General features: G+C 61.3%; 27 protein-coding genes. 5 read left to right on the forward strand and 22 right to left on the reverse strand.

The annotated features are described in order from the left end of the window. Positions 1-64: 64 nt before the first annotated feature. The 4 genes from ACSQ3Y_RS33370 to ACSQ3Y_RS33385 all read right to left on the reverse strand — a co-directional run bounded on the left by ACSQ3Y_RS33370 (position 65) and on the right by ACSQ3Y_RS33385 (position 3,398). A complete protein-coding gene (locus ACSQ3Y_RS33370) occupies positions 65-1,612 on the reverse strand; it encodes a hypothetical protein (RefSeq protein WP_436180334.1) in 1,548 nt (515 codons plus the stop codon). A 353-nt stretch (positions 1,613-1,965) separates the two neighbouring features. Beyond that, entirely contained in the window at positions 1,966-2,394 is a 429-nt protein-coding gene (locus ACSQ3Y_RS33375) for a hypothetical protein (protein ID WP_436180335.1), read from the reverse strand. A 60-nt stretch (positions 2,395-2,454) separates the two neighbouring features. After that, a complete protein-coding gene (locus tag ACSQ3Y_RS33380; RefSeq protein ID WP_436180336.1) occupies positions 2,455-2,931 on the reverse strand; it encodes a hypothetical protein in 477 nt (158 codons plus the stop codon). Continuing rightward, on the reverse strand, positions 2,925-3,398 hold the full coding sequence (locus ACSQ3Y_RS33385) for a hypothetical protein (RefSeq protein ID WP_436180337.1): 474 nt from the start codon (positions 3,396-3,398) through the stop codon (positions 2,925-2,927). The genes ACSQ3Y_RS33380 and ACSQ3Y_RS33385 overlap by 7 nt, the downstream gene beginning before the upstream one ends. 159 nt (positions 3,399-3,557) lie before the next feature. On the opposite strand from ACSQ3Y_RS33385, the gene ACSQ3Y_RS33390 reads away from it, so the two are divergent. The 4 genes from ACSQ3Y_RS33390 (at position 3,558) to ACSQ3Y_RS33405 (ending at position 5,080) form a co-directional block, all read left to right on the forward strand. Then, positions 3,558-3,800: a hypothetical protein gene (locus ACSQ3Y_RS33390; RefSeq protein ID WP_436180338.1), complete on the forward strand. Its 243-nt coding sequence runs from the start codon at positions 3,558-3,560 to the stop codon at positions 3,798-3,800. A 321-nt stretch (positions 3,801-4,121) separates the two neighbouring features. After that, positions 4,122-4,343, forward strand: a complete 222-nt coding sequence (locus ACSQ3Y_RS33395; RefSeq protein WP_436180339.1) for a hypothetical protein — start codon at positions 4,122-4,124, stop codon at positions 4,341-4,343. A gap of 105 nt (positions 4,344-4,448) precedes the next feature. Further along, positions 4,449-4,571: a hypothetical protein gene (locus tag ACSQ3Y_RS33400; protein WP_436180340.1), complete on the forward strand. Its 123-nt coding sequence runs from the start codon at positions 4,449-4,451 to the stop codon at positions 4,569-4,571. Between the two features lie 110 nt (positions 4,572-4,681). Next, positions 4,682-5,080, forward strand: coding sequence for a hypothetical protein (locus ACSQ3Y_RS33405; RefSeq protein ID WP_436180341.1), 399 nt, complete (start codon positions 4,682-4,684; stop codon positions 5,078-5,080). A gap of 82 nt (positions 5,081-5,162) precedes the next feature. Here the strand turns inward: ACSQ3Y_RS33405 and ACSQ3Y_RS33410 are convergent, their stop codons facing one another. From ACSQ3Y_RS33410 to ACSQ3Y_RS33470, 13 genes are all read right to left on the reverse strand, one after another. Then, the gene (locus ACSQ3Y_RS33410) at positions 5,163-5,438 is read right to left on the reverse strand and encodes a hypothetical protein (protein WP_436180342.1); all 276 of its coding nucleotides are present in this window, start codon (positions 5,436-5,438) and stop codon (positions 5,163-5,165) included. A gap of 9 nt (positions 5,439-5,447) precedes the next feature. Continuing rightward, positions 5,448-5,936 carry a thermonuclease family protein gene (locus ACSQ3Y_RS33415; protein WP_436180343.1) on the reverse strand — a complete coding sequence of 163 codons (489 nt, stop codon included), beginning with the start codon at positions 5,934-5,936 and terminating at the stop codon, positions 5,448-5,450. A gap of 225 nt (positions 5,937-6,161) precedes the next feature. Next, positions 6,162-6,404 (reverse strand): hypothetical protein, encoded by a 243-nt coding sequence (locus ACSQ3Y_RS33420; RefSeq protein WP_436180344.1) that lies wholly within the window; start codon positions 6,402-6,404, stop codon positions 6,162-6,164. Between the two features lie 77 nt (positions 6,405-6,481). Next, complete coding sequence (locus tag ACSQ3Y_RS33425; RefSeq protein ID WP_436180345.1) at positions 6,482-6,736, reverse strand: hypothetical protein; 255 nt, start codon at positions 6,734-6,736, stop codon at positions 6,482-6,484. A gap of 403 nt (positions 6,737-7,139) precedes the next feature. Further along, positions 7,140-7,829, reverse strand: a complete 690-nt coding sequence (locus ACSQ3Y_RS33430; RefSeq protein ID WP_436180346.1) for a hypothetical protein — start codon at positions 7,827-7,829, stop codon at positions 7,140-7,142. Positions 7,830-9,047: 1,218 nt separating this feature from the next. Next, complete coding sequence (locus ACSQ3Y_RS33435; protein WP_436180347.1) at positions 9,048-9,482, reverse strand: hypothetical protein; 435 nt, start codon at positions 9,480-9,482, stop codon at positions 9,048-9,050. Between the two features lie 116 nt (positions 9,483-9,598). After that, the gene (locus ACSQ3Y_RS33440) at positions 9,599-10,201 is read right to left on the reverse strand and encodes a hypothetical protein (RefSeq protein ID WP_436180348.1); all 603 of its coding nucleotides are present in this window, start codon (positions 10,199-10,201) and stop codon (positions 9,599-9,601) included. Positions 10,202-10,307: 106 nt separating this feature from the next. After that, a complete protein-coding gene (locus tag ACSQ3Y_RS33445; protein WP_436180349.1) occupies positions 10,308-10,490 on the reverse strand; it encodes a hypothetical protein in 183 nt (60 codons plus the stop codon). 824 nt (positions 10,491-11,314) lie between these two features. Continuing rightward, positions 11,315-11,752, reverse strand: a complete 438-nt coding sequence (locus ACSQ3Y_RS33450) for a hypothetical protein (protein ID WP_436180350.1) — start codon at positions 11,750-11,752, stop codon at positions 11,315-11,317. A 27-nt stretch (positions 11,753-11,779) separates the two neighbouring features. Next, entirely contained in the window at positions 11,780-12,415 is a 636-nt protein-coding gene (locus tag ACSQ3Y_RS33455; RefSeq protein WP_436180351.1) for a hypothetical protein, read from the reverse strand. A gap of 168 nt (positions 12,416-12,583) precedes the next feature. Further along, positions 12,584-13,084: a hypothetical protein gene (locus tag ACSQ3Y_RS33460; RefSeq protein WP_436180352.1), complete on the reverse strand. Its 501-nt coding sequence runs from the start codon at positions 13,082-13,084 to the stop codon at positions 12,584-12,586. A 15-nt stretch (positions 13,085-13,099) separates the two neighbouring features. Continuing rightward, the gene (locus tag ACSQ3Y_RS33465) at positions 13,100-13,567 is read right to left on the reverse strand and encodes a hypothetical protein (RefSeq protein ID WP_436180353.1); all 468 of its coding nucleotides are present in this window, start codon (positions 13,565-13,567) and stop codon (positions 13,100-13,102) included. A gap of 176 nt (positions 13,568-13,743) precedes the next feature. Then, a complete protein-coding gene (locus ACSQ3Y_RS33470) occupies positions 13,744-14,193 on the reverse strand; it encodes a hypothetical protein (protein ID WP_436180354.1) in 450 nt (149 codons plus the stop codon). 277 nt (positions 14,194-14,470) lie between these two features. Here ACSQ3Y_RS33470 and ACSQ3Y_RS33475 point away from each other — a divergent pair, with 277 nt between their 5' ends. Then, the gene (locus tag ACSQ3Y_RS33475) at positions 14,471-15,043 is read left to right on the forward strand and encodes a hypothetical protein (RefSeq protein ID WP_436180355.1); all 573 of its coding nucleotides are present in this window, start codon (positions 14,471-14,473) and stop codon (positions 15,041-15,043) included. A gap of 105 nt (positions 15,044-15,148) precedes the next feature. Here ACSQ3Y_RS33475 and ACSQ3Y_RS33480 read toward each other — a convergent pair whose 3' ends face one another. The 5 genes from ACSQ3Y_RS33480 to ACSQ3Y_RS33500 all read right to left on the reverse strand — a co-directional run bounded on the left by ACSQ3Y_RS33480 (position 15,149) and on the right by ACSQ3Y_RS33500 (position 17,941). Beyond that, positions 15,149-15,793, reverse strand: coding sequence for a hypothetical protein (locus ACSQ3Y_RS33480; RefSeq protein WP_436180356.1), 645 nt, complete (start codon positions 15,791-15,793; stop codon positions 15,149-15,151). A 117-nt stretch (positions 15,794-15,910) separates the two neighbouring features. Continuing rightward, positions 15,911-16,372: a hypothetical protein gene (locus ACSQ3Y_RS33485; RefSeq protein WP_436180357.1), complete on the reverse strand. Its 462-nt coding sequence runs from the start codon at positions 16,370-16,372 to the stop codon at positions 15,911-15,913. Next, positions 16,369-16,569, reverse strand: coding sequence for a hypothetical protein (locus tag ACSQ3Y_RS33490; RefSeq protein ID WP_436180358.1), 201 nt, complete (start codon positions 16,567-16,569; stop codon positions 16,369-16,371). The genes ACSQ3Y_RS33485 and ACSQ3Y_RS33490 overlap by 4 nt, the downstream gene beginning before the upstream one ends. Before the next feature lie 328 nt (positions 16,570-16,897). After that, positions 16,898-17,620: a hypothetical protein gene (locus tag ACSQ3Y_RS33495; protein ID WP_436180359.1), complete on the reverse strand. Its 723-nt coding sequence runs from the start codon at positions 17,618-17,620 to the stop codon at positions 16,898-16,900. 60 nt (positions 17,621-17,680) lie between these two features. Then, on the reverse strand, positions 17,681-17,941 hold the full coding sequence (locus ACSQ3Y_RS33500) for a hypothetical protein (RefSeq protein WP_436180360.1): 261 nt from the start codon (positions 17,939-17,941) through the stop codon (positions 17,681-17,683). Positions 17,942-18,334 lie beyond the last annotated feature (393 nt).

An 18,334-nucleotide genomic window follows, 5' to 3' on the forward strand; every position in this document is an offset into this window, starting at 1 on the left:
AGCTGGAGTTGCCGAAAAAAAAGCCCGGGACTGCGAGAGTCCCGGGCATTTCTGATCTGGCTTGTCAGCCAAAGAGCGCCAGCTGATCGGCTGGCTCGAAGCGGAGAGCGGTGGTCACCTTCGCCGAGGCGTGGGCCGTTTCTTTCGGCCGCTTGAGCAGCACAAGCATGGTCGGCACATCCGTGCCGGCCGCAGAGAACTCCCCTGCAGGCCGTTCCTCGACGTGGACAGCATGCTCCTCGACGAACTGTGCAAACGCCCTGCTCGGTGCGTCCTTGGCCTTGACCCAGTGCGTTGACGTGATGCCCGCGAACAGGCCGCCCGGCTCCAAGAACTGGAAGGCATGCCGCATGTGGACCGTGTCTCTCCCTCCTGAAAACGGGGGGTTCGCTGCGATCCTGCTGTAGAGCTTGCCTGGCTTGACCTCCAGGAAGTCCGCCGGGCCTTTAATGCTGAAGCCCAGGCGCTGCAAGTGCGACACGTTCTCCGGCATGAGCTCGTAGCAGGTGATCGCATCCTTGCCCAAGACTTCGGCAGCGGCCATGGCCAGAGCACCCTGCCCTGCGTGCGGTTCAAGCATGGTCATGCCAGGCTTGAGGTCCAGCAGCTGGATCAGGCGTGATGAGAGCTCCGGCGGCGTCCAGAAGAACTCGTAGCACTTGCGTGTGAGCACCGTGCCTGTCTCTGCAATGCCGGCAAGCTTGTCCTTCGGCGAATGGTCGAAGACGTGCGCTTGCCTGCCGGTATGCCAACGTCCACCGAGTTCGATGAGCAAGGCATTGACCTTGGCGTAGAGCCGGCTGTCCAGTTGCTCAGCGAGTCGGACTTCTGTGCCATCGATGCTCGCGTCCGCCATAGCTTCGCGAACAGCGGGGTCGACCTTGGTCGGCCGCACTGCGTACTTGGAAGCGCGCACCTTCGGCACGCCACGCTTTTCTGCGGTGGTCGCAGTCGGGGCCATAGGCGGCTTCCTGCCCACCGACCAGCTGCGCCCAAGCGCCCTCACCTCTGCTGGGTGTTCGACGCTTTCCACCTCGATGGTGAAAGCCGAGCCGCGGGGGTCCGGATGCAGAATGACCTTGGTCAGCCCGCGCCCGCTGCTCACCAGTTTGCTTAGGCGCCGCTCAAGCGCGATCATGAGGACTGCGCCATTGGCCGAGCCATTGAAGCAGGCCAGGCGGGCGCGATCCCACTCTTGCGCGAGTGCGAGCACCTCTGATGTGAGCGCGGTCGCCTCTCCCGGCCGTGCGCGGTTGAAGCGTGACCAAGCGCACCAGATTCCATCGAGGCCGGATGTTCGATGGTCGAACTCCTCTTCGGTCAGGGTGAGCTGATGCGATTCCTGGCCCAGGGCCTGCAGCACCAGGGCAATGTCGGGCGGCAGGTCCGCCAAGACCGAGACGGTCATGCTGTCCACGCCAGCGCGAATGGTGCGGAGCACTGCTTGGCCGTCGACCAGCAGCGTTCTGGATTCGACGCCTGGCTCAGCTTCGACGAGCCAGCCAACGTCATCGTTTTCGTAGCCGTAGCTGCCAGGAACCAAAGACTCGACCGCAAGAATCGCGGAAATGCCGTGGGTCGCTTGAGAAATGAGGTCCAACTGAGGACGCATGCAGGTTCTCCAAAAAATGGAGGGACCTGGCCCATGGGACAGGTCCCAATGGGTGGTGGTTTGCCGCGCGCCTGGAGACAGGGGCAGCTCGGGAACGTGAAAGGACCAGCTTGCGGCGGGCCAGTCAGAACGACGTGGGGATGGGATATCCGGCGGGGTCAGATCTGGCCAAAGGGCAGCAGTGTTGACTGCGACTTGGTGGCCCAGGTGCGGTCGGGGTGCGCAAACATGCGCTACTTCACGGGGTACGTGACGCTGAGCAGTATTCTACGATCGAGGCAGGGGACTGTGCTAGCGCATGAGGTGCGCATGCAGCACATGCCCGGCTAGAGCAAGTAGTTCTGGGGAACCATCTAAGCCTCATCGCAAATCATGTTGCGCTCAGCCCAGTAGAGGCTTCCAAATGCCACAAGCGCAGTCAGCAGTACAGTGGCCGGCGCCTCCAAAGCAAGTTCCGACCAGCGTTGCCAAGATGCAAGAGCGATGCCCGCGCAGCCAAGAAGCGCTGGGACTCTGAAAAGCTTCATGAGCGCTACAAGCAAGTCGGCCCGAAGAGGGTGTCTGGTGCCAATCTGGCGGTACACGGTCCGCGCTGCCCAATAAGCCAACAGATTCGAGGTAATCCAATAGCCCATGAAGACTATGCACACTTGGACCCAGAATCCGAACGGGCCCAGCTGATACGGCGAGACGAGTGCGGCCGCTGCGATGAAGCCTGTGACCGCATAGCCGGTGTGAAGCATCGCTCGCAGAGCGGCCAGACGGAGAAGTGTGCGGTCCATGGGCCGATACTTGGTGGGCATAGATGTCACTTTGGTCGGCGCGGCTGTTGGTACCTTCGGTCAGGCTGCGGCCAGCTGATAGCCGACGTTGTTGATTGCGTGGTCGTTCAATCCTCTCATCTGGATCAGGCCTGGGAGCGAGTTGGCCAGCGCGGAGCAGGCCCTCGACACGCTGACTGCATGTTCGAGGGCGGCCACGTGGCTCACGCCCTTCCCCAACGCAAGGGTTGCGCGTGCGATGGTCAGTGGGCCGTGCTTTCCAGCACTGAGGCTGCCCAGTAACAGGCCGGCCTGGGAGCGCGAAAGCGGCGCGAATTCACCGACCTCCCTGAACGCTACTTGCCGAGGCAAGTTCTCCGAGATGTCGCCGAAGATCGCGAGCGATGTCACGATGCCGCCGGCATCGTTCAGCACCACCAGCGTGGCGCCGTCGCTCTGGTGAATGCACACGAGAACACGTTCCATGGCTCCGGCAGGGCCCACGGGGAGGCTCACGAGCGCTGCCCTGCCCTCAAGTTCGTAGTCGGTGCTCAGCATGCCTTGCGCCCCTTGGTCAACACCACGCGCTGCGCGCCGTACAGGCCTGCGATGACGAGGACCGATGCGATCAGCACCACTGCGGGCATGTCCACCACCGGATCCGACCACGTGCGCCGGGTAGCCACTGCAAACAGGATGCAGCCGATCAGCGTGGGCACGCGCAGCAGCGCCATGTAGGCGAACAGCAGGTTTGCGCGTTGCCGCGCGAGCCCCCCTTCCTGCCCTGCGCCGGTCTTGGCCGTCAAAAGGGTCCAGAGCAGCCCAGCTCCCGCGAAACCATTCACGACCACCGCGATCTGCGTCTTGAACGCATACAAATCGGCGCCTGCGAGAGATGCGGATGCGGTGGCAGCGGCTACGATCGCGACCGCGTAGGCGGTGCGGATGGACTCGCGCTTTGCAGCGGTGAGAAAGGTCGGCGAATGCCAGATGCGATTGTGGAATGGGCTTCGTACGGAGGGCATGGATTGCCTTGTGGGAGATGACGTTTCCACCTTATCGCGCCAGGCCTCCCCGTTGGCCCCCTAAACGACCCGACCGGGGGAGCATCTCCCATTTTTCGCGACTTGACGCCTTCTCGTTCGGGCGTAGGCTTGTACGAAAGATCACCAGGAATTGACACCATGACCGAAGAAATCAGCACCTCTCCCGACGGCACCGTGACCCTCACACCAAAAGGCCTGCGGATTCTCAAGCTCACCTGGGCCACTGCGCTTTTCGGAGCCGGCGCAACTGAGGAGACCCAGTACCCAAGTCTCGATGCGGCAAAGACCGCTGTGGATCTGATGTTGGCTGGTGTCCTGGAAGCGGACGGCACGGTGGCGACCGCAGCAGACGCGACGATGGGCACGACGCTTCGGCACTAGGCTGCCCCTTGCTCATACCGCGATGCGGCCGGCACCGATCCATCGGGATCGTGCTGCTCCGCTAGTAGTCGCGCCTTTTCAGGACGACCACGCCCTACGGATCGATTCCCGGGCGATCTCATCCAGGATAATGCTGCAAATGCCCGCGAGCGATTGATTGAAGGCGACGGCCAGGCTTTCCAGATGTCGCCAGCCCTTGGTACGAGATGCCACCATACAGTAGCAATTTGTTTTCATCAAATCAGATCAATTACTTATAATTACGCAGATGACCGGTATTTCGAGTGAGCAAAATTCAGACAATTTAATTGGGAGAATCTCATGGGCGCACTTCAAATAATTGCCTGCCTTTTGATCCTAGCTGTCATCGTTGGGCTGATCGTGCTGCTGAATGTCGAGGAGACTAAGGACCAAACGGCGGCTTCCGATGGGGTGGAGGACGATGATGTTGCAGGCACCTATAAACCAATCCCCGGCCCCGACCAGTTAGATGCAGGTGATGGGCAACTGATTGATTGGGGCCCCAACACCAAACACTTCTAACTCTTAAACGCCTCACTGCCGCTATTAGGACCTCTCAAAACCCACCTACTCAAGCTGAGTCCTCTGCTACAGCCCGAGCCACCGCATGCTCGCGGCCGCAGCAGCTTGAAGTTCGACCTCTCTGCCGACGCCTCGCGCAAACGCAAGATCGACGGAGTGACCCACCCGCTGCAGCTCATCGCCCCGCACATCGACTTCAGCGCCCACTGGAATCGATTCGACAACTGAATGTGCATGTCCCGGCGCTGTGCACCGCCTGCGTCGTGCTTCTCGGTTCCAATGGCGCCTGCGTTGTTCATTAATAGCAAAGCAAATCAATGTGGCTACGGCCGGGGTTTTTGAATGAGCACCTTGAAATGGTCGCCCGAGGGGCTATTGGCGACGGCGTCGATTGCGATATAATTGGATTATCGAAGGGGGATTTAATGAAGTTCTTAATTTACGTCTTGGCAGTTGCGGCAATAGCCGCCTGTGGTCAGAGTTCAAAAGATGGTTCGGCATCGAAGGGCGGCGATATTCAAGCCGATCTCCGCAAAAAGTTGGTCAATCCGGAGTCCACCAAATTTGGTGACGTAATCGAGTCAGCCGATGGTAAGTCGGCATGCTTGATGTTCGATTCGAAGGGTACGACCGGCCAATATATGGGGTGGGGGTCGGCACTTCTTCACAAGCAGGGCGACAAGTGGGTAATAACTGCCGTCAATGGCAACCCAGCCGAGTGCCGCCTGAAGAAGTGAGCCACCTGCGGCTTGCGCTTGGCACCTCCAACTTTTACGCCGCCGGAGGCGTGTGCACGTGAAGGTGGGTGCTGGCCGCCAGCTACTTGGCTGCGGCCTTTTGAAGGCGAGCCAGCGCACCAGCTGAAGGAGCTGTTGCGCCAGCCGGTGGCATGAACGTCACTGCATTCAACGGGTAGGGCATGTCGACGGTCGAGGGGAACGGCCAACCTGGCGGCGTGGCGCGCAGGCGCACCAGGGTGGGCTTGGTGGGGTGGGTAAGGAAAGCCACAAACGAATAGGCCCAACCATCGAACTTGCCGCCATGGATAGTCCCGTACGCCGGCAGCGGCGTGTCCGTTGATGGTGTCTTGGACATCTTCGTAGCCTACCAGCCAGATGAGGCATGGCCTCGGCGCTGCGCGCGCCATTCCCATGGAGCCACTGGATTGGGGTCGGCCCACAGCCCTACCCTGCCCTTGCGCGCCTTGGCTTCAACATCCAGCAGTGATTGATCGGTGAGGTACTGGCGGTACACCCAGGCCATCCCCTGCGCCACCATGAGGCGGTTGATGTCCTGGCCATCGACCAGGACGGTTCCTATGGTGCGACCGTAACGGTCGGTGCCGCTGGTCTTCACGTGCACCACCTTCGCGAACACTGCCTTGGACAGGGCCTGCTTGGCGCGCGTGCCGAACTCAGCGCGGGACTCGGGGGCGTCGACCTGGCCCAGCCTCACGCGGACAGGCTTGTGGTCGACCAGCACGTCGATGGTGTCGCCATCAAGCACGCCAACGACCCGGCCGGTGATGTCAGCATAGGCGGTGCCCAGTACGGCCCATGCGGCGAGGACGACGAGGAAGCGGTGAAGTTTCATGAGTGTCTGTAGTGTGTGATGTGAGGCGGGGTTGTTGAAGATGAATTTGCCATATTCGCCTCACTGGTCAAGCCCATTCGCGGACTGTGTCAGCTCTTTCCAAAGGCGCCCTATCCACCATGGGCAGCTTTGGAAAGCGCTGTGGGCCGCTGGCCCACAGTTCTCTCGCATGTTGGTCAGACGCGCACCGGCGCGCGAGTAGACCTTGTTGGTTGGATGCGTGAGTCAGCTCGGCGCCCGAGCCCACTGGCCGCACGGGCGCACGCCCTGGGCATCGTAGGCCGCGGTGAGCGCGTCGCCATCGACGCCCCGGGTGAGCGCGACCTTTGTGTGAGCGTCGGGATACTCGTGGCCGCATTCAATCAGCGAGTTGAGGGCCTTGAGCGCCGCCTCGAGTTGTGCGGCCGAGGTACGCGGCTGGGCCGAGCACTTGCGGCCTGCCTTCGGCTGAGACAGTTGGTGTTTCATTTGAATTCCAATCGGTGTTGCCGTAGGAGCCCCCGCCGGGGCGTCCCCGGCAGGGGTTGAAGAATGTGGCAGCTCGATCAGGGCGTTGGCGGTGATCGCCCGGCCCAGGCGTCCGCCACTGCCTCTTCGCTCATCAGCGCCGGCATGAGTTTTGTGGTCACCTCGTGGCTCTCCACGGTCGCGAAGGTGCCCCCTGTAAGCATTCCGTCCCCGATGGCCTGTTCGCACAGTCTTGGGAGCAGCGCTGCCATGGTGGCAGCAGTCTCCCCATTGAGCGAGTAGGTCACGTCGACGGTCAATCGGATTTGCACTTCGGCTTGTTCTGCCTGCATATCGGCTCCAGAAATGTGGTCGGAGCCTCCCTATCGGGTAGAGCCCCGATCGGGTTGAAGATGTTGGTTCACCAAGGCGGCATGGCCGGTGCTGGGCACGCAGGCATAGGCCGCTTGGCGAATCTGAGGTGCGTGCCGATGGACGGCAGCAGTTGGCGATGGTCAGAAGACCTGTGTTGGGCAGAGCAGTGTCAGCACCATGGGTGCAACCTCGTGCACCTGCTGAGGGTGTGATCCTCGAAGCATCGCGGCAGCATATTCGAGATGCTGGCAGGCAGCAAGCATCTGCGTCGCGGAAGGCGCCGGCTCAGAAGTAGTGCCGGTAATTGCAGCTGTGACCGAAGGCTGGCAGCTAGAAGCGGTGGGTTGCCACTGGGGCCATTCCTACTGATGGGCTGCCGGGTCAGGTGCCACTTGCGGCGTGGACGAAAGCCCGCAGCTTCTCGTAGTCGAACCGATGTTCGTCGAGCGAGACTCCAGTGGCCACTAGCACGTCGCTGAGCAATCCTCTGTAGCTCGCGATGTTCTCCGGGCTCATGCCGCTTGCCACGGCAAGGCCCTGGGAGCTTGTACCGCGCATCAGTTGGATCTTCTCCACCGTTGGCGGCTGGCCGGTGGCTTTACCGCTTGTGGTTGGTGTGAAACCGAGCGCACGGGCGGCACGGGCTGACTTGGCGGGGGTGGGATCCTCGGCCTGGTACTTGAAGGCCACGCTCGCGAAGACCCTCGGCTTCGCGCTGCCCGGGAAGACATCGCGCGCCCGGGCCAGCTTGAGCGCGGGCGCCCTCGCCTCTCCTGCGACGATGCCGGGCTCATCGATCCACACTGCGTCCAGTGCATTGGCTGCTGCCAGCTCGAATGCAGCGGTGGGGTCCTTCTCGGTGAGCAGGTTGATCCCGACACACAGAGAGCGTCCATCGGTACTGCGCACGCTCTTGATGGCCGTGGCCAGTGACGGCAGCTCGTGGTCAGCGCCTTCGTGGCTGATGAGGAAGACGCCGTACACGCCCGCATCGAGGGCGAGGTCTGCTTGTTCGAGGGTGAGCGGTCCATTCAAGTGATGGATGACCGCCCAGACTTTGACTGTATTCATGGTGAGATTCTTCTTGATTGGTGGTCCAAGCGCAGCGACAACCGGACGCGCCGATGCTACTGCGGTCCGGCCGGTTGTTGGAGCCCAGGGCCGGCCCAGCTACAGACATGCGACCAAAATCCCCGGCGCCGCTGGCGCGCGGGGATTCAGTTCATGGCGGTGGCACGTTCCCCGCAGGCCGGAGGCTCTGGGGTGATGTGCATGCCGAGGCATCAGTCATGTGCGCGATCAGCTCCAGTTCCAGCGCGGTGCGCAGCCATGACCCCTTCAACGTAGCGGAAGTCCGCGGTCAGCTGAGACTTCAGTTGAGGACCCAGGAACCGCATCAGCGTCTCCACGTGCGTATTTCGGCTCTCCTGGACATCCGGTTCGGCACCGTTGCCACCGAGTTCGGCACTGTGGTCATAGGCCAGATGGCAGGCTAGACCATCGCGGAGGAACAATTGGGGCGGTGGGCTAGACTTCCGCTATCGGCCAGGAGCAGTCATCGTGATGCCTACGATTTCTGTCACCCCGTCGCGCTGCTCGTCCATCTGAACAGTCCACCGAGCGCCTACCAGGGAGGTATCCCCGTCGACGAGGTCTTGCTGGCGGGCTTAACCAGCCCAGCTCGCTTTAGACGGGAGCGTTTCCGTAGTTCCAGGCATCCCTGTGGCGCCCACGGTGAATGAAGTTGTTTTGGCAGACCGGGCATCCGATTCGCCAGACGTGTAACGAATGGATGGCGCAATATGGCCCATTGGGAGTAGAGCTAGAAACCGTCAGTTGCGCACTACCGATCTCTACGAACGGGGGGAGCTGCTTCAACTCAAGCTGTGCATCTTCCCAGCCAAGCCTCATGAAAAGCTCCACAGGGCTGCCTTCATCGACAGAGGGGCCCAACAATCGAAACACATCGATTTCGCGCCATCCGGTTTGGCCGGCCATCCACTTCCTGAACTCCCGTTTGTGGGTGGGGCGCACCTTGGCCCAAATTGAAAAGTCAGCGATTTCACTCAAACAAGTACCCTCCGCTGCATCTATAGCCCTATTGTCATGCCAATCCGCGTTGGCGTACTTCGCCCCGCGTACCCTAAAAGAGCGTAGATTGCTGGGATACGAAAGACCGCTTCGGGCCCAAAGCTGCCGTTCGCTCTTGCCTAAAGCCGCCTTAAGCAGCAAACCGGTAGCCAACTTCACCGCAATAGTTAGCGAGAGCACTTTGCGGTGCACCTCTCTCTAAAATATCAGCCAATTTGGGTCATCCCCATAATTTTGGTTCCAGCATCGAGTTGTCCACTCTTTGGTAAAAATCTCCATGCAGAACCCTGCCCGCCGGTGCCATTCAAAACTCACCATAGCCTTTGCAACTTGAAGTTTTGTGAGTTCGCCATTGATGATGCGGTACGTGCCGGTTTCATAGCAGCCCGCAGCAGTCCACACCACTTGGGAGTTCCAAGGAGTGATTGCGCAGTAGCCGACAGTGGCTGTTGGGTAGATTTGATTGACAGCTGGACCTGTCACATACGTTACGGTTAGCCGCTCATTTTCAAAAGTGGCATCAATAGCCAGGGGGCAATCAGGAGCCTCTGGACCTATGCAAGAAAACTTTAGTTGCCCAGCACTTGCTAACAACGGGGCACAAAGGGCGAATGCAAAAAGAAGGCGTTTCATAGGTTCCTGCGGGGGGCCATGCTGAAAGACCGCTTCTGGCCGATAGCCGAAGTTTAGCTGGTGGCTCCAGCGCCCATATCACCCAAGAAGGCGACTGGACAAAGCTGCACAGATGCTCACGTCCGCGATCTGGAAATGACCACGAGAGCCGAACTGAGTGTCCAGCTCCGGCCATTCCAGCTGTACAACTCAGTTCGTCCCCATTGTCCAGCAGCGACCGAAATACGCACCACGTAGGCCTTGCGGTCTGCTGGCTGATAGATCGACATGGGGTCCACGCCGGTGTATTGCCGAGCCAGTGTCAGCATGTGCAGCTCGAGGACATATCGTTGATGATCGCTTTCTGTCTTCGGACAATTGCCCGGGATCCTGGTTGCCAGGCCTGCCGCAGCGGCTTGGGCCGCGCACTGTGTCTGGAAGGTCTTCGCGTCCTCTTCCTCGAGGAGGTAGCTGAGCTTCGGATCCAGGATGACGGGCCTTTCCTCGCCCGGATCCACGAAGGCCTGCGCCATCAACCACTGGCCCTTGGCGAGCAGCTGGCGCTGGTAGGCTTCGACGATCGGCGTCTTGACGGCCACATCTGCCATGCAGAAAGCCACGGCGTTGGCAGCCGCGATCATCTCTGGTGCGTCCGCCATGGCCTGCACGCTTTCGCGGGTGAGCATGGTGTTGTCGGTGGACGCGCTGCTGCGCCCCCCTGTTGAGTTGGAGAGTTCCATGTGTTCTTTCTGAATAGGACATCGCCATGTGGTGGCGAGGCATGCAGCCACGTGGTGGCTTGCGTTTGATAGAGCGCTACCGCGCTGAGCAGTCGCTGGGGCGCAGTCAGGCCAGGCGCCAGCCGGTACTGGTGGACACCAGGTTGCCAGCCTTGGTGAGCGCCTTGAGGCGTTCGTTGACCGCAGCCCATGTCATGAGGCGCAGGCTTTCGATGGCCATGAGCTGCGCGCGGCTGGCGTGGCCAGCGCGCACGGCAGCGAGGATCTGATCGTCGAGGGAGTTGGTCATTTCCGGTACACGTGAAAACGCCCACTCACTGGCAAGCAGTGAATGGGCGCAAGGAGTTGGCCCGGCTGGGGGCCAGCTGCCGCCTATTGCGCGAGGGCGCGTCGACCAGCGGCGGTTGGGCGGCCGGTCGAATCGACCAGGCCGTTGGCTTGGAAGAGCTGCTTGAGCCCTTCGTACTGTGTGTCAGGCGGGACCTGATGGCCGGACTTGATCGGGCCGGGAGTTGTCTTTGGGATTTTGGTGCTCCGTTTAGGCATGTGCGTTCTCCTGTCAGCTATTGGGGATAGCTTACCAAGATGCACGGGTTTTTCAAGGTCAGATGAGCTTGCAGTGGACTGCGGCTCGGTAGAGTTTGGGCATCTCGGTCGCCGGCAGGCGGCCCAAGACGTGCCTCTGGGTTGCAAACATCTGAGCCCTGATCGCGAGGTCGAAGCGTGTGGGCCGGTTCAGGCCGCAAGCGGCCAGTGAAACAGGATCAGACACAACGACTTCGTTTGCTGGAGGGCTGCTTTTGTCCACGCGCTGGGAGCTTCCATACGCGAGGACGTAGCGGCTCTCGCCAAGGACTTCGAGGACCATGGCTGGGTGCAGTGAATCGGCCAATTTCTCGGCGAATGGAAACCGTACCATGACTATGTCGCCAGGGGTAGGCATTGCCGGCTCCTTTGGAATGGAGCCATCCCACTGGGGATGGCCCAGTGGGTGAATGCACGCGAGAACGGTGCGGTTGTTTGATGAGTGCGAACACTCTATTGCGCGCGAGGCGAAATCAGGCTGGAGCCTACCTCAAGGCCTGCTCAAGCGCCAGTAGATGCGGTGTGAGCCTATGCCCCGCGCTTGCCCTTGGCAGCGGCCGCCACTTCAGCCCGGAGGTCAGATGAGGCTCGGGTCCAACTACCGTCGTTGGTGCCTGTCCAGATCTCGCCCGATTCCAAGTCCACGGCCATCCACTTCGTGGGGCACTTGGTGGTCAAAGTGAGGTTCACATTGTCGGCGAGCTCAGCGACCTGGCGACCTGACAGTAGCTTGCGCTCTGCGCTCAATTTGACCCAGTGCAAGTGCCCGTGTCGCGCGACAGTTCCTGCCTTCGCGGCTTCCTGGATCAGTAGGTCGGCGATATCGTTCGCGCGGTCCCTGCTCCTCGGGCTCGTCATTGGGTAAACCAGGGGCATCAGGTCCGTGCGACGGAACGGCTCCTGCCCCTTGCTGTCAAAGAGGCTCTGGAGGGCTGTGCGGTGCCGCGGGGTCAATTCAATCTTCATGGTGGGTGATCCCAAGGGTGGAGTCTGTCACAGGCTGCAGGGTGCCACGCCGTAGCCCCCGATATCGGAGAGCGTGAAGCGCCTGCGCTTCCAGCGGCGCAGCGTGGCATCAAGCCAGGCTTCAAGCCTGTCCAAGACCTCCGCTTGCGAGCGCCGGGCATACTCACGTGCAATCTTGTCGGAGCACCAGCGGGCCTTTGCCGCATCGGTCTTGCCGGGCACAAAATACCAGTCGGCCATGTACTGCATCAGTTTGCCGGAGTAGGTCGTGAACTCCCTGTCCGACACCTTGATGCCTGCTGCGCGCATCAGGTGCAACTGACAAGCGAAGGCCTCAAGCTCCCTCACGGTGGCACGGTTGGTTCGAGGCTCGTCGTATGGCACATCGTTGAACACCACCTTCCGCATCTTGAAGTGGTATCCCTCGTCTGTCGCTCGCGTGCGAAAGGACTCAGGCCCGAACTGGCTCGCGTGGCCAAGTTCATGAAACAGCGTTGACACCGACATGCACGGGCCTGCCCTCGCGCCAAAGAGGTAGTGCCGATAGCCTTCAAGCCAGGGGTCGAATCGCAGAGCAGGATGGCCAGCGAACGGCAAGCGCGAGAGCCTGCCCCTGCATGCGGCAACGATGCGCCGATCGGTGGGGGTGCTCAGATCGCGCATAGGGGTGGTTTGCAGAAGCACAACGTGCGCCGTGAGCCTGGAAGCAGGCTTGATGGCCAAGGGGAGCGGTTCGCTGGCATTGCTTGGAGAGTTGCTTTGATCAATTCAAGGTAGCACGGGAACGCGATCACGCAAGGTTCTTTGACCTGCACTCAATTGGCGTTGTCGTCACTGCTGTCCAGGCCATGCGGCGAGGCGAGCCGCTAGTCTGGTGCACCGAGCCCCGGCGAGCCCCAGGGGCGTCACTCCCAGTTCCGCACATTGCTTGACCGCCGTGTCGCAGATCCCTCGCTGCCGCGCAAGGGCGGACTTTGGTGTCCGCACCGCACGCTCCAGCTGCTCGAGGGATTCAAGCTGCTGTTCGGTCAGCCAGGCCAGGACGGTGCCGAGTTGTACTGCCGCCGCCTCTGGGGTGCGGTCCCTGAAAAGTTGGCCCCGCTGGTCATGCAGGCCAGTATCTCGTGACGCCCGGAGTGTTGCTTGGTGGGCGGCTACCGCGAATTCTGATAGCTTCGCGTCGCCTTGGAAGTGGCCGATGCGAAGGCTCTCCCCTGTTGTGTTGTCGATGTGAATCTCACTGCCGCAGTTGCTCACCCACTCCACGTCGCGCACCTCGGGTGCGAGCGCCGAATGTGCCTGGATCACCATATCCCAGATACTCGTATTCATGCGCGGGTCCCCTGCTCAGAAAGTGCACAAGATGCCGTCGCCAACGTCCATCCAATGGGTGGGCTGGTAGCCAAGTGCCTCGGCAGCACGTCGGGCACCTACTGGGGTCGCTTCGTTGTCTAAGCGCACGGTTTCAACGTGCCCTTGAGGCGTACCGATCCTGAGGTAGAAGCCCTTTGCTGGGTGACGCCGTGCTAAGGCGCGATCCATGATGACTACCTGGGCCGGTAAATCTGGCGGAGGCGTTCCGTCGAAGGTCTGGTTCGCTGCATTGGAAGTAGACAGCACGCATCGCCCGCTGAGATCCATGGACAGGTGTCCGGCCTTGAGGAGCGATTGAACCGTGTTCGGGAAGACGGTGCGCTCGCGCGCCTCTTCCTTTAGACGGTACAGACCGGACTCGCCCACGAAACGCAGCTGTGCGCCGCCAGTGACCTTGTCCAGGAGACTTTGCTGTGCCTCGCTCAGTTTGCGAATTCCCATCCGTGGCCTTTCCTCATTCTTCGATGCGCGCCGGTTAGGCACGCGGTTCAATGGCTACTGTACGGGAGCTCGCATCCGCGTCAATGGCCCCCGAGTAGCTGCAGGTGACGCCGGTGGCGGTCGCCACAGGAGTTTGGCGCTGATGTGGGGGCTTTGGTATGGGACCGCAGCGAGGCTTAGAAGCGAGGCTCCCCTTCCCTGCCGGGCGCAGGCGTCGCACGGACATCTACATCGATCAAGGCGCTTGCGCGAGCGGCCAGCACCTGGTGCAGCAACTCTGCGTCTTTTGCTGCATCAACTGCGTCCCGGTTGACTGCGGATGCCAAGGCGGACTTCAGCCATTTTGATACATCAAAGGCCCCGAGCAGCTGCGCGATGGTTGGAAGCGCCTGTTCTCGCTTAAGGCTCTTGAGAGACTTGGCCGCCTCATTTTCCACGGCGAGAAGTTCAGCTCTGGCAGTGCTGCCCAGCCCGCCGCCTTCGATGTGCGCCAGGCTGGATAGTGCGCTCAACGATCTGAAGGCAGTGAGGGCGTCCTCGTGGTCCTCGGCTGTGGAGATCGGCGCGCGCAGGCGCTTCAATTCTCTGTGCGCGGCCGCGACGATCGTTCTTTCGAGTGTGTTCATGTAGGGCACTTTGGGGTGGCGGAGACAGAGAGGAAAGGAGGCATCGCGCCGGCTGGTTCAGTGCGGCGTTGCCGATCTGCTCGTTGTGTGTCCGGTGCCTTTGGTGTAGCCGCTCAGCAGCTGCACTGTACGTACTCCCCCCGCGCGAAGCACCGGCTTTACGTCCCGTAGCGGGCGCATTGGGCCCTTGGTCATTCAGCTCGCTATGAAATCATCCAGACACCGCTTCCCGTAGGGGTGAAGAGGCAGGTACGACGCAATACAAGGAACACACGAAATGCTACGTAAGGTCTTGGCCCTATTCCGGCCGGAAGCTCAACACGGTCTTGTGATGGTGCTCGAAAAAGTAGGTGGAGGAGTGCACAAGCGAGTGGATGAGAACCGTGAACTGGTGGAGTTGCTGCGTAAGAAGGCTCCTGCGCTGCTTCAGGAGTTTCCCTGGGCCGAAGACTGGCTGCGCAGCAACGACGAGGTTTTCACCGCGTTAGGACGCCTGGCCACGTCACTGGGTGCAAACAACCCGCAATTTGCTGCGGGCCCGGGATTTCCCCGCTCTTGGCCTGAAAGCTGCACTTCATCTGCGAAGGACAGTATGCCAATCGTGCCAGCTACGCCGAGCCAGCGATGGATCGACAACGCCTACCCACTTCAAAAGGTGACCGTGCACCTTCAAGGTACCAGGCACAGCAACCGTGAAGACATCATCAGCCAGCTTGAAGGGGTGCTGGAACGGCTGCGCGCCGGCGACCTGGTGGGCGAGGACCACGATGATGATTACGGCTACCGTTTCGCCGTTGAACCTGCAAGTGCCGGCCCATCGTTCTTCGATACGCCAGCAGGGTACGTCTGATCTGGCTGGATCGAAAAAGGGCCCCATGCGCTGGCATGGGGCCCTTCTTGATTGCCCGCCCCCCAAGGGGTGGCGCAGATTCCTCCGGTGTGAACTAGTGCGCTTTCACTGGATAGCTCCTCCCGACGCCTTTTCGCTCTGCGCCGCGAGGACGTATTCAGCGCGGGCAGCTTCGAGCTGCGAGCCAAACGTGAAGTCACCCGGAGAGCCCAGGGACTCCCTTCGAGGATCGCAGACGATTCGCCATCTGCGGTCTTCATAGTTCCTGCTCACGCACCCGATCGCACCGCTGGCGTACTGCACGTTGTCGACGTACCACCCGCCATGTCGCCACGGGCTGAAGGACGGCGTCCAGTCCTGCGGCGGGCCAGCAGGTGGCTGGCTGGCGGCCGCCTGCAGGTCGACGAGCCCTGGGTGGTGGCGCCCAAAGTGCCGTGTGAGTCTGGTGACGAGTTCCACCTGGAAGGCGGCTGCGTCGGCGAGGTGGTTGCACCGGAGCCAGACTCCCATTCCCTCGCTGATCTCGTATTCGAAGACGGTAGGGCCTTCGAGTCCAAGGCCTTGCGCCCGCGTCGCCGCAGTGCTGAGGTAGCGAGTGAACGTTGCCACCTCCGCCAATGCGCTGAGCTCGCCGCCGTAGTGCGCGAGCTCCTGATGGCTCAGCGGGCCCGTTTGCAAGAAGCCCTTGGCCAAGTAGGCGGCATGGACCAACTGGCCCAGCTTCTGTTGTTCGGAAAGTCCGTTGTGCATTCTGTTCAGTCTCCAGTTTGAAGAGGACAGGCACCGCCCCAGTGGGCATCTTGTGCCCATCTGGGGTTGTTTGTTGGACCAGGTCGGCAAGTGCCGGACCTTGTTATGCGTTGGGCGTTACAGCTCCAGGGTCGCCTGCGCTCTGAGGCGTTTCAGCAGTTCGATCCGACTTCGCTCCTCGCGCTGGCGGAACAGCACTGATCTCGCTTCGTAGACTCCCGTGTGTAGGTCCACCACATATCGCAGATAGGACGCAGTGGTGGGTCCTCTCCATTCGGCCCAGGCCTTCCAGATGAGTTCCTTCTGTTCCTCGGTAGCCGCGAAGAAGTCGCGCCTGCAGTCCCTCCAGAGGCGCGCCAGGCGCGCGCGCTGATCAATTTCTGTCTTGCGATTGCGCTCGCGGCGCCGGGTGAGCTCACCTTCCTCGTCAAAGGAAGGCGGCGGTGGCAGCAAAGCGGCCAGAAGCGGGAACTGCTCCTCGACCTTCTTCTTCAGCCGCTGAGGCTTCGACCGCGCCATTGCAAGCTTGCGTGGCGTCCAGTCAAAGTCCTCGTAGCGTGCGTAGCGAGTGAATCTCATGGCGTCGTCAGCTCCGTCCACTCGATGGCGAGCTGGAGCGCCTGGTCGTTCGGCGGATCGACGAGTTCACCGCTCGCGAGTTCGAACAGGGCATCGCCATCGCCATCGATGCTCGCAAGCGAGCCCTGGATGCCAAGGCCCATGCCGGCCAGCTCAGCCTCGACTTCTCGCAGGCGCTGGGTGTTCTGTGGATTCAATTGAGTCTCCCAGGTAATGGGTGGAACTCCCCGCCGGTGGGCAAGGAGCCCGACCGTGTGGTTGGATGCGCGCTGAAGCGCTTGAATTGACCAGTCTGGGTCCGCCGCAAGCGGGTGGTCCTTGTGACTGGCCTATGAGGTCGTCGCCGTAAAGGCGTTTGATGGGTGCCGGCAATCGCCGGGTTGGCAGCACTGAGGCCGAACCAGGCCATGCTAGCCGCGGGGATCTAGCCTGGCAAGCCGATGAAGTGTTGGGCTGCCTGTCGCCGGTCTGAGCCGTCCACCGAAGACGAAAACGCCCCGGCGATGGCCAGGGCGTTTCGGTTTCCTAAATGTTCAGGAGACGCAGCGTGCGCAGCGCCTCCCGGTCGCGTTCGGAGTCGGCGGAATCGATCCGCTGTTCCAGGTGGGCGATAGCGCCAGCGATGCTGCAGAAGTCGCTCTCGCTACCGTCGCCCTTTGCCTGGCTGATGGCTTGGGCCACGTCCAGGGTGGCGCCGGGTGGACACACGTTTGCGTGTCCGAACGTGTGCTTCAGGTCGAGGTCGACTAGACGTGCATCCTCAGGCATGCCGGGCGGCAGTGAGGGGAGGAAGTGGTAGGTGCCCTCCTCTCCGAGCCACTCACGAACCGACTGGTTCCAGAAGCCGTCCTTGGATTCGGAGTGGATCAGCCTGCAAGCAAGTGCGCCGGTTGGCTGGAGCTGCTTGAGGGTACTTTCGAGGAGCGCGGCAACGCTATCGATAGCGTCGATGGGAATGTGCCCATCGGTACCGAATCCCAAGTTCGCGAGGCCCTGCAGTAGGTGCAACAGGGCATCTCTACGGGCTTGTTCCGCCTCGTACTCGGGGTCGGTAAACGACAGGGCGTATTCGGCATGGTGCTCATTGAACAACAGGCTGTAGGCGGCGTCCAGGACGGCCTCCTCAATCTCAGACTCGCTGGCGCCGATCGGCACCTCCGCTGTCACGTCCTTGTGGGCATAGGCTGTACGGCATACGGACAGGGTGACCGCGCAGGTCTTGGACGCTTCTTGTTGGGTAGGTGTCATGTGTGTCTTTCGATTGCCTTTCCAGTCCAAGCTGGGGTGCGGCGGTGTTGGTGGTTGCGGTCAGCAAACAGCTGGGTAGGTCTGGCAGGCGTTGGCCCGTTCTTGGTCGTAGCGCGGGGCGTACGTGGAGTCGAGGCGGGCTATCGTGAAACAGAGGTACCGCTGTACAAACCAGGTCTTGATCTCTGCTTCCTTCCTTTCGGTGAGGTCGCATTTCCACGGGTTCGCGGCTGTGAAGTCCGGATCCCGCCTTGACCAATGAACGGAGTCGATGCGGTGCCCGTCCAGGCAGATCTCCAAGTAGTGCTGTGTCGTGCTCATGGATTTCTCCCGGAGCGTGATCAGGTCCGCCATTGGGCGGTCGGATTGGGGAAGGATGATTCGAGTCATGGCTGCGAGCGTTGTCGCGTCAGGACAGACTTCCCGTGCTGGGACGTCGAGTCCCAGCGTGCTGGTGTTGGATGGGTAACAGGTTTGCCGCAAGGGCGTGGCCGACGGCTGACCTGCACTGGTGGTTCGGACAGATTGCCGATACCGCTGATTCCGTGGGAGGCGGTGCGGGTGCTGGCCATCCACGGAGGGGTTGCACCAAGAGGTGCGCGAATCGCAGAAGCGAACGTGGACGCATGGTAGCCGGCACCCTCGGGGCGGGCAAGCGCATGCGGTGTCGCCAAAAGAAAATCCCCGGGGCGCCGTCAGGCGCACCGGGGATGG

Origin of the sequence: Acidovorax sp. LjRoot66, assembly GCF_964253305.1 — a bacterium.
Lineage (GTDB): Bacteria > Pseudomonadota > Gammaproteobacteria > Burkholderiales > Burkholderiaceae_C > Acidovorax.

Bases quoted from the DNA above. Each gene is read 5' to 3' on its own strand.
- ACSQ3Y_RS33370 (WP_436180334.1), bottom strand. From the start codon at position 1,612: ATGCGTCCTCAGTTGGACCTCATTTCTCAAGCGACCCACGGCATTTCC.
- ACSQ3Y_RS33375 (WP_436180335.1), bottom strand. From the start codon at position 2,394: ATGGACCGCACACTTCTCCGTCTGGCCGCTCTGCGAGCGATGCTTCAC.
- ACSQ3Y_RS33380 (WP_436180336.1), bottom strand. From the start codon at position 2,931: ATGCTGAGCACCGACTACGAACTTGAGGGCAGGGCAGCGCTCGTGAGC.
- ACSQ3Y_RS33385 (WP_436180337.1), bottom strand. From the start codon at position 3,398: ATGCCCTCCGTACGAAGCCCATTCCACAATCGCATCTGGCATTCGCCG.
- ACSQ3Y_RS33390 (WP_436180338.1), top strand. From the start codon at position 3,558: ATGACCGAAGAAATCAGCACCTCTCCCGACGGCACCGTGACCCTCACA.
- ACSQ3Y_RS33395 (WP_436180339.1), top strand. From the start codon at position 4,122: ATGGGCGCACTTCAAATAATTGCCTGCCTTTTGATCCTAGCTGTCATC.
- ACSQ3Y_RS33410 (WP_436180342.1), bottom strand. From the start codon at position 5,438: ATGTCCAAGACACCATCAACGGACACGCCGCTGCCGGCGTACGGGACT.
- ACSQ3Y_RS33415 (WP_436180343.1), bottom strand. From the start codon at position 5,936: ATGAAACTTCACCGCTTCCTCGTCGTCCTCGCCGCATGGGCCGTACTG.
- ACSQ3Y_RS33420 (WP_436180344.1), bottom strand. From the start codon at position 6,404: ATGAAACACCAACTGTCTCAGCCGAAGGCAGGCCGCAAGTGCTCGGCC.
- ACSQ3Y_RS33425 (WP_436180345.1), bottom strand. From the start codon at position 6,736: ATGCAGGCAGAACAAGCCGAAGTGCAAATCCGATTGACCGTCGACGTG.
- ACSQ3Y_RS33430 (WP_436180346.1), bottom strand. From the start codon at position 7,829: ATGAATACAGTCAAAGTCTGGGCGGTCATCCATCACTTGAATGGACCG.
- ACSQ3Y_RS33435 (WP_436180347.1), bottom strand. From the start codon at position 9,482: ATGAAACGCCTTCTTTTTGCATTCGCCCTTTGTGCCCCGTTGTTAGCA.
- ACSQ3Y_RS33440 (WP_436180348.1), bottom strand. From the start codon at position 10,201: ATGGAACTCTCCAACTCAACAGGGGGGCGCAGCAGCGCGTCCACCGAC.
- ACSQ3Y_RS33445 (WP_436180349.1), bottom strand. From the start codon at position 10,490: ATGACCAACTCCCTCGACGATCAGATCCTCGCTGCCGTGCGCGCTGGC.
- ACSQ3Y_RS33450 (WP_436180350.1), bottom strand. From the start codon at position 11,752: ATGAAGATTGAATTGACCCCGCGGCACCGCACAGCCCTCCAGAGCCTC.
- ACSQ3Y_RS33455 (WP_436180351.1), bottom strand. From the start codon at position 12,415: ATGCGCGATCTGAGCACCCCCACCGATCGGCGCATCGTTGCCGCATGC.
- ACSQ3Y_RS33460 (WP_436180352.1), bottom strand. From the start codon at position 13,084: ATGAATACGAGTATCTGGGATATGGTGATCCAGGCACATTCGGCGCTC.
- ACSQ3Y_RS33465 (WP_436180353.1), bottom strand. From the start codon at position 13,567: ATGGGAATTCGCAAACTGAGCGAGGCACAGCAAAGTCTCCTGGACAAG.
- ACSQ3Y_RS33470 (WP_436180354.1), bottom strand. From the start codon at position 14,193: ATGAACACACTCGAAAGAACGATCGTCGCGGCCGCGCACAGAGAATTG.
- ACSQ3Y_RS33475 (WP_436180355.1), top strand. From the start codon at position 14,471: ATGCTACGTAAGGTCTTGGCCCTATTCCGGCCGGAAGCTCAACACGGT.
- ACSQ3Y_RS33480 (WP_436180356.1), bottom strand. From the start codon at position 15,793: ATGCACAACGGACTTTCCGAACAACAGAAGCTGGGCCAGTTGGTCCAT.
- ACSQ3Y_RS33485 (WP_436180357.1), bottom strand. From the start codon at position 16,372: ATGAGATTCACTCGCTACGCACGCTACGAGGACTTTGACTGGACGCCA.
- ACSQ3Y_RS33495 (WP_436180359.1), bottom strand. From the start codon at position 17,620: ATGACACCTACCCAACAAGAAGCGTCCAAGACCTGCGCGGTCACCCTG.
- ACSQ3Y_RS33500 (WP_436180360.1), bottom strand. From the start codon at position 17,941: ATGAGCACGACACAGCACTACTTGGAGATCTGCCTGGACGGGCACCGC.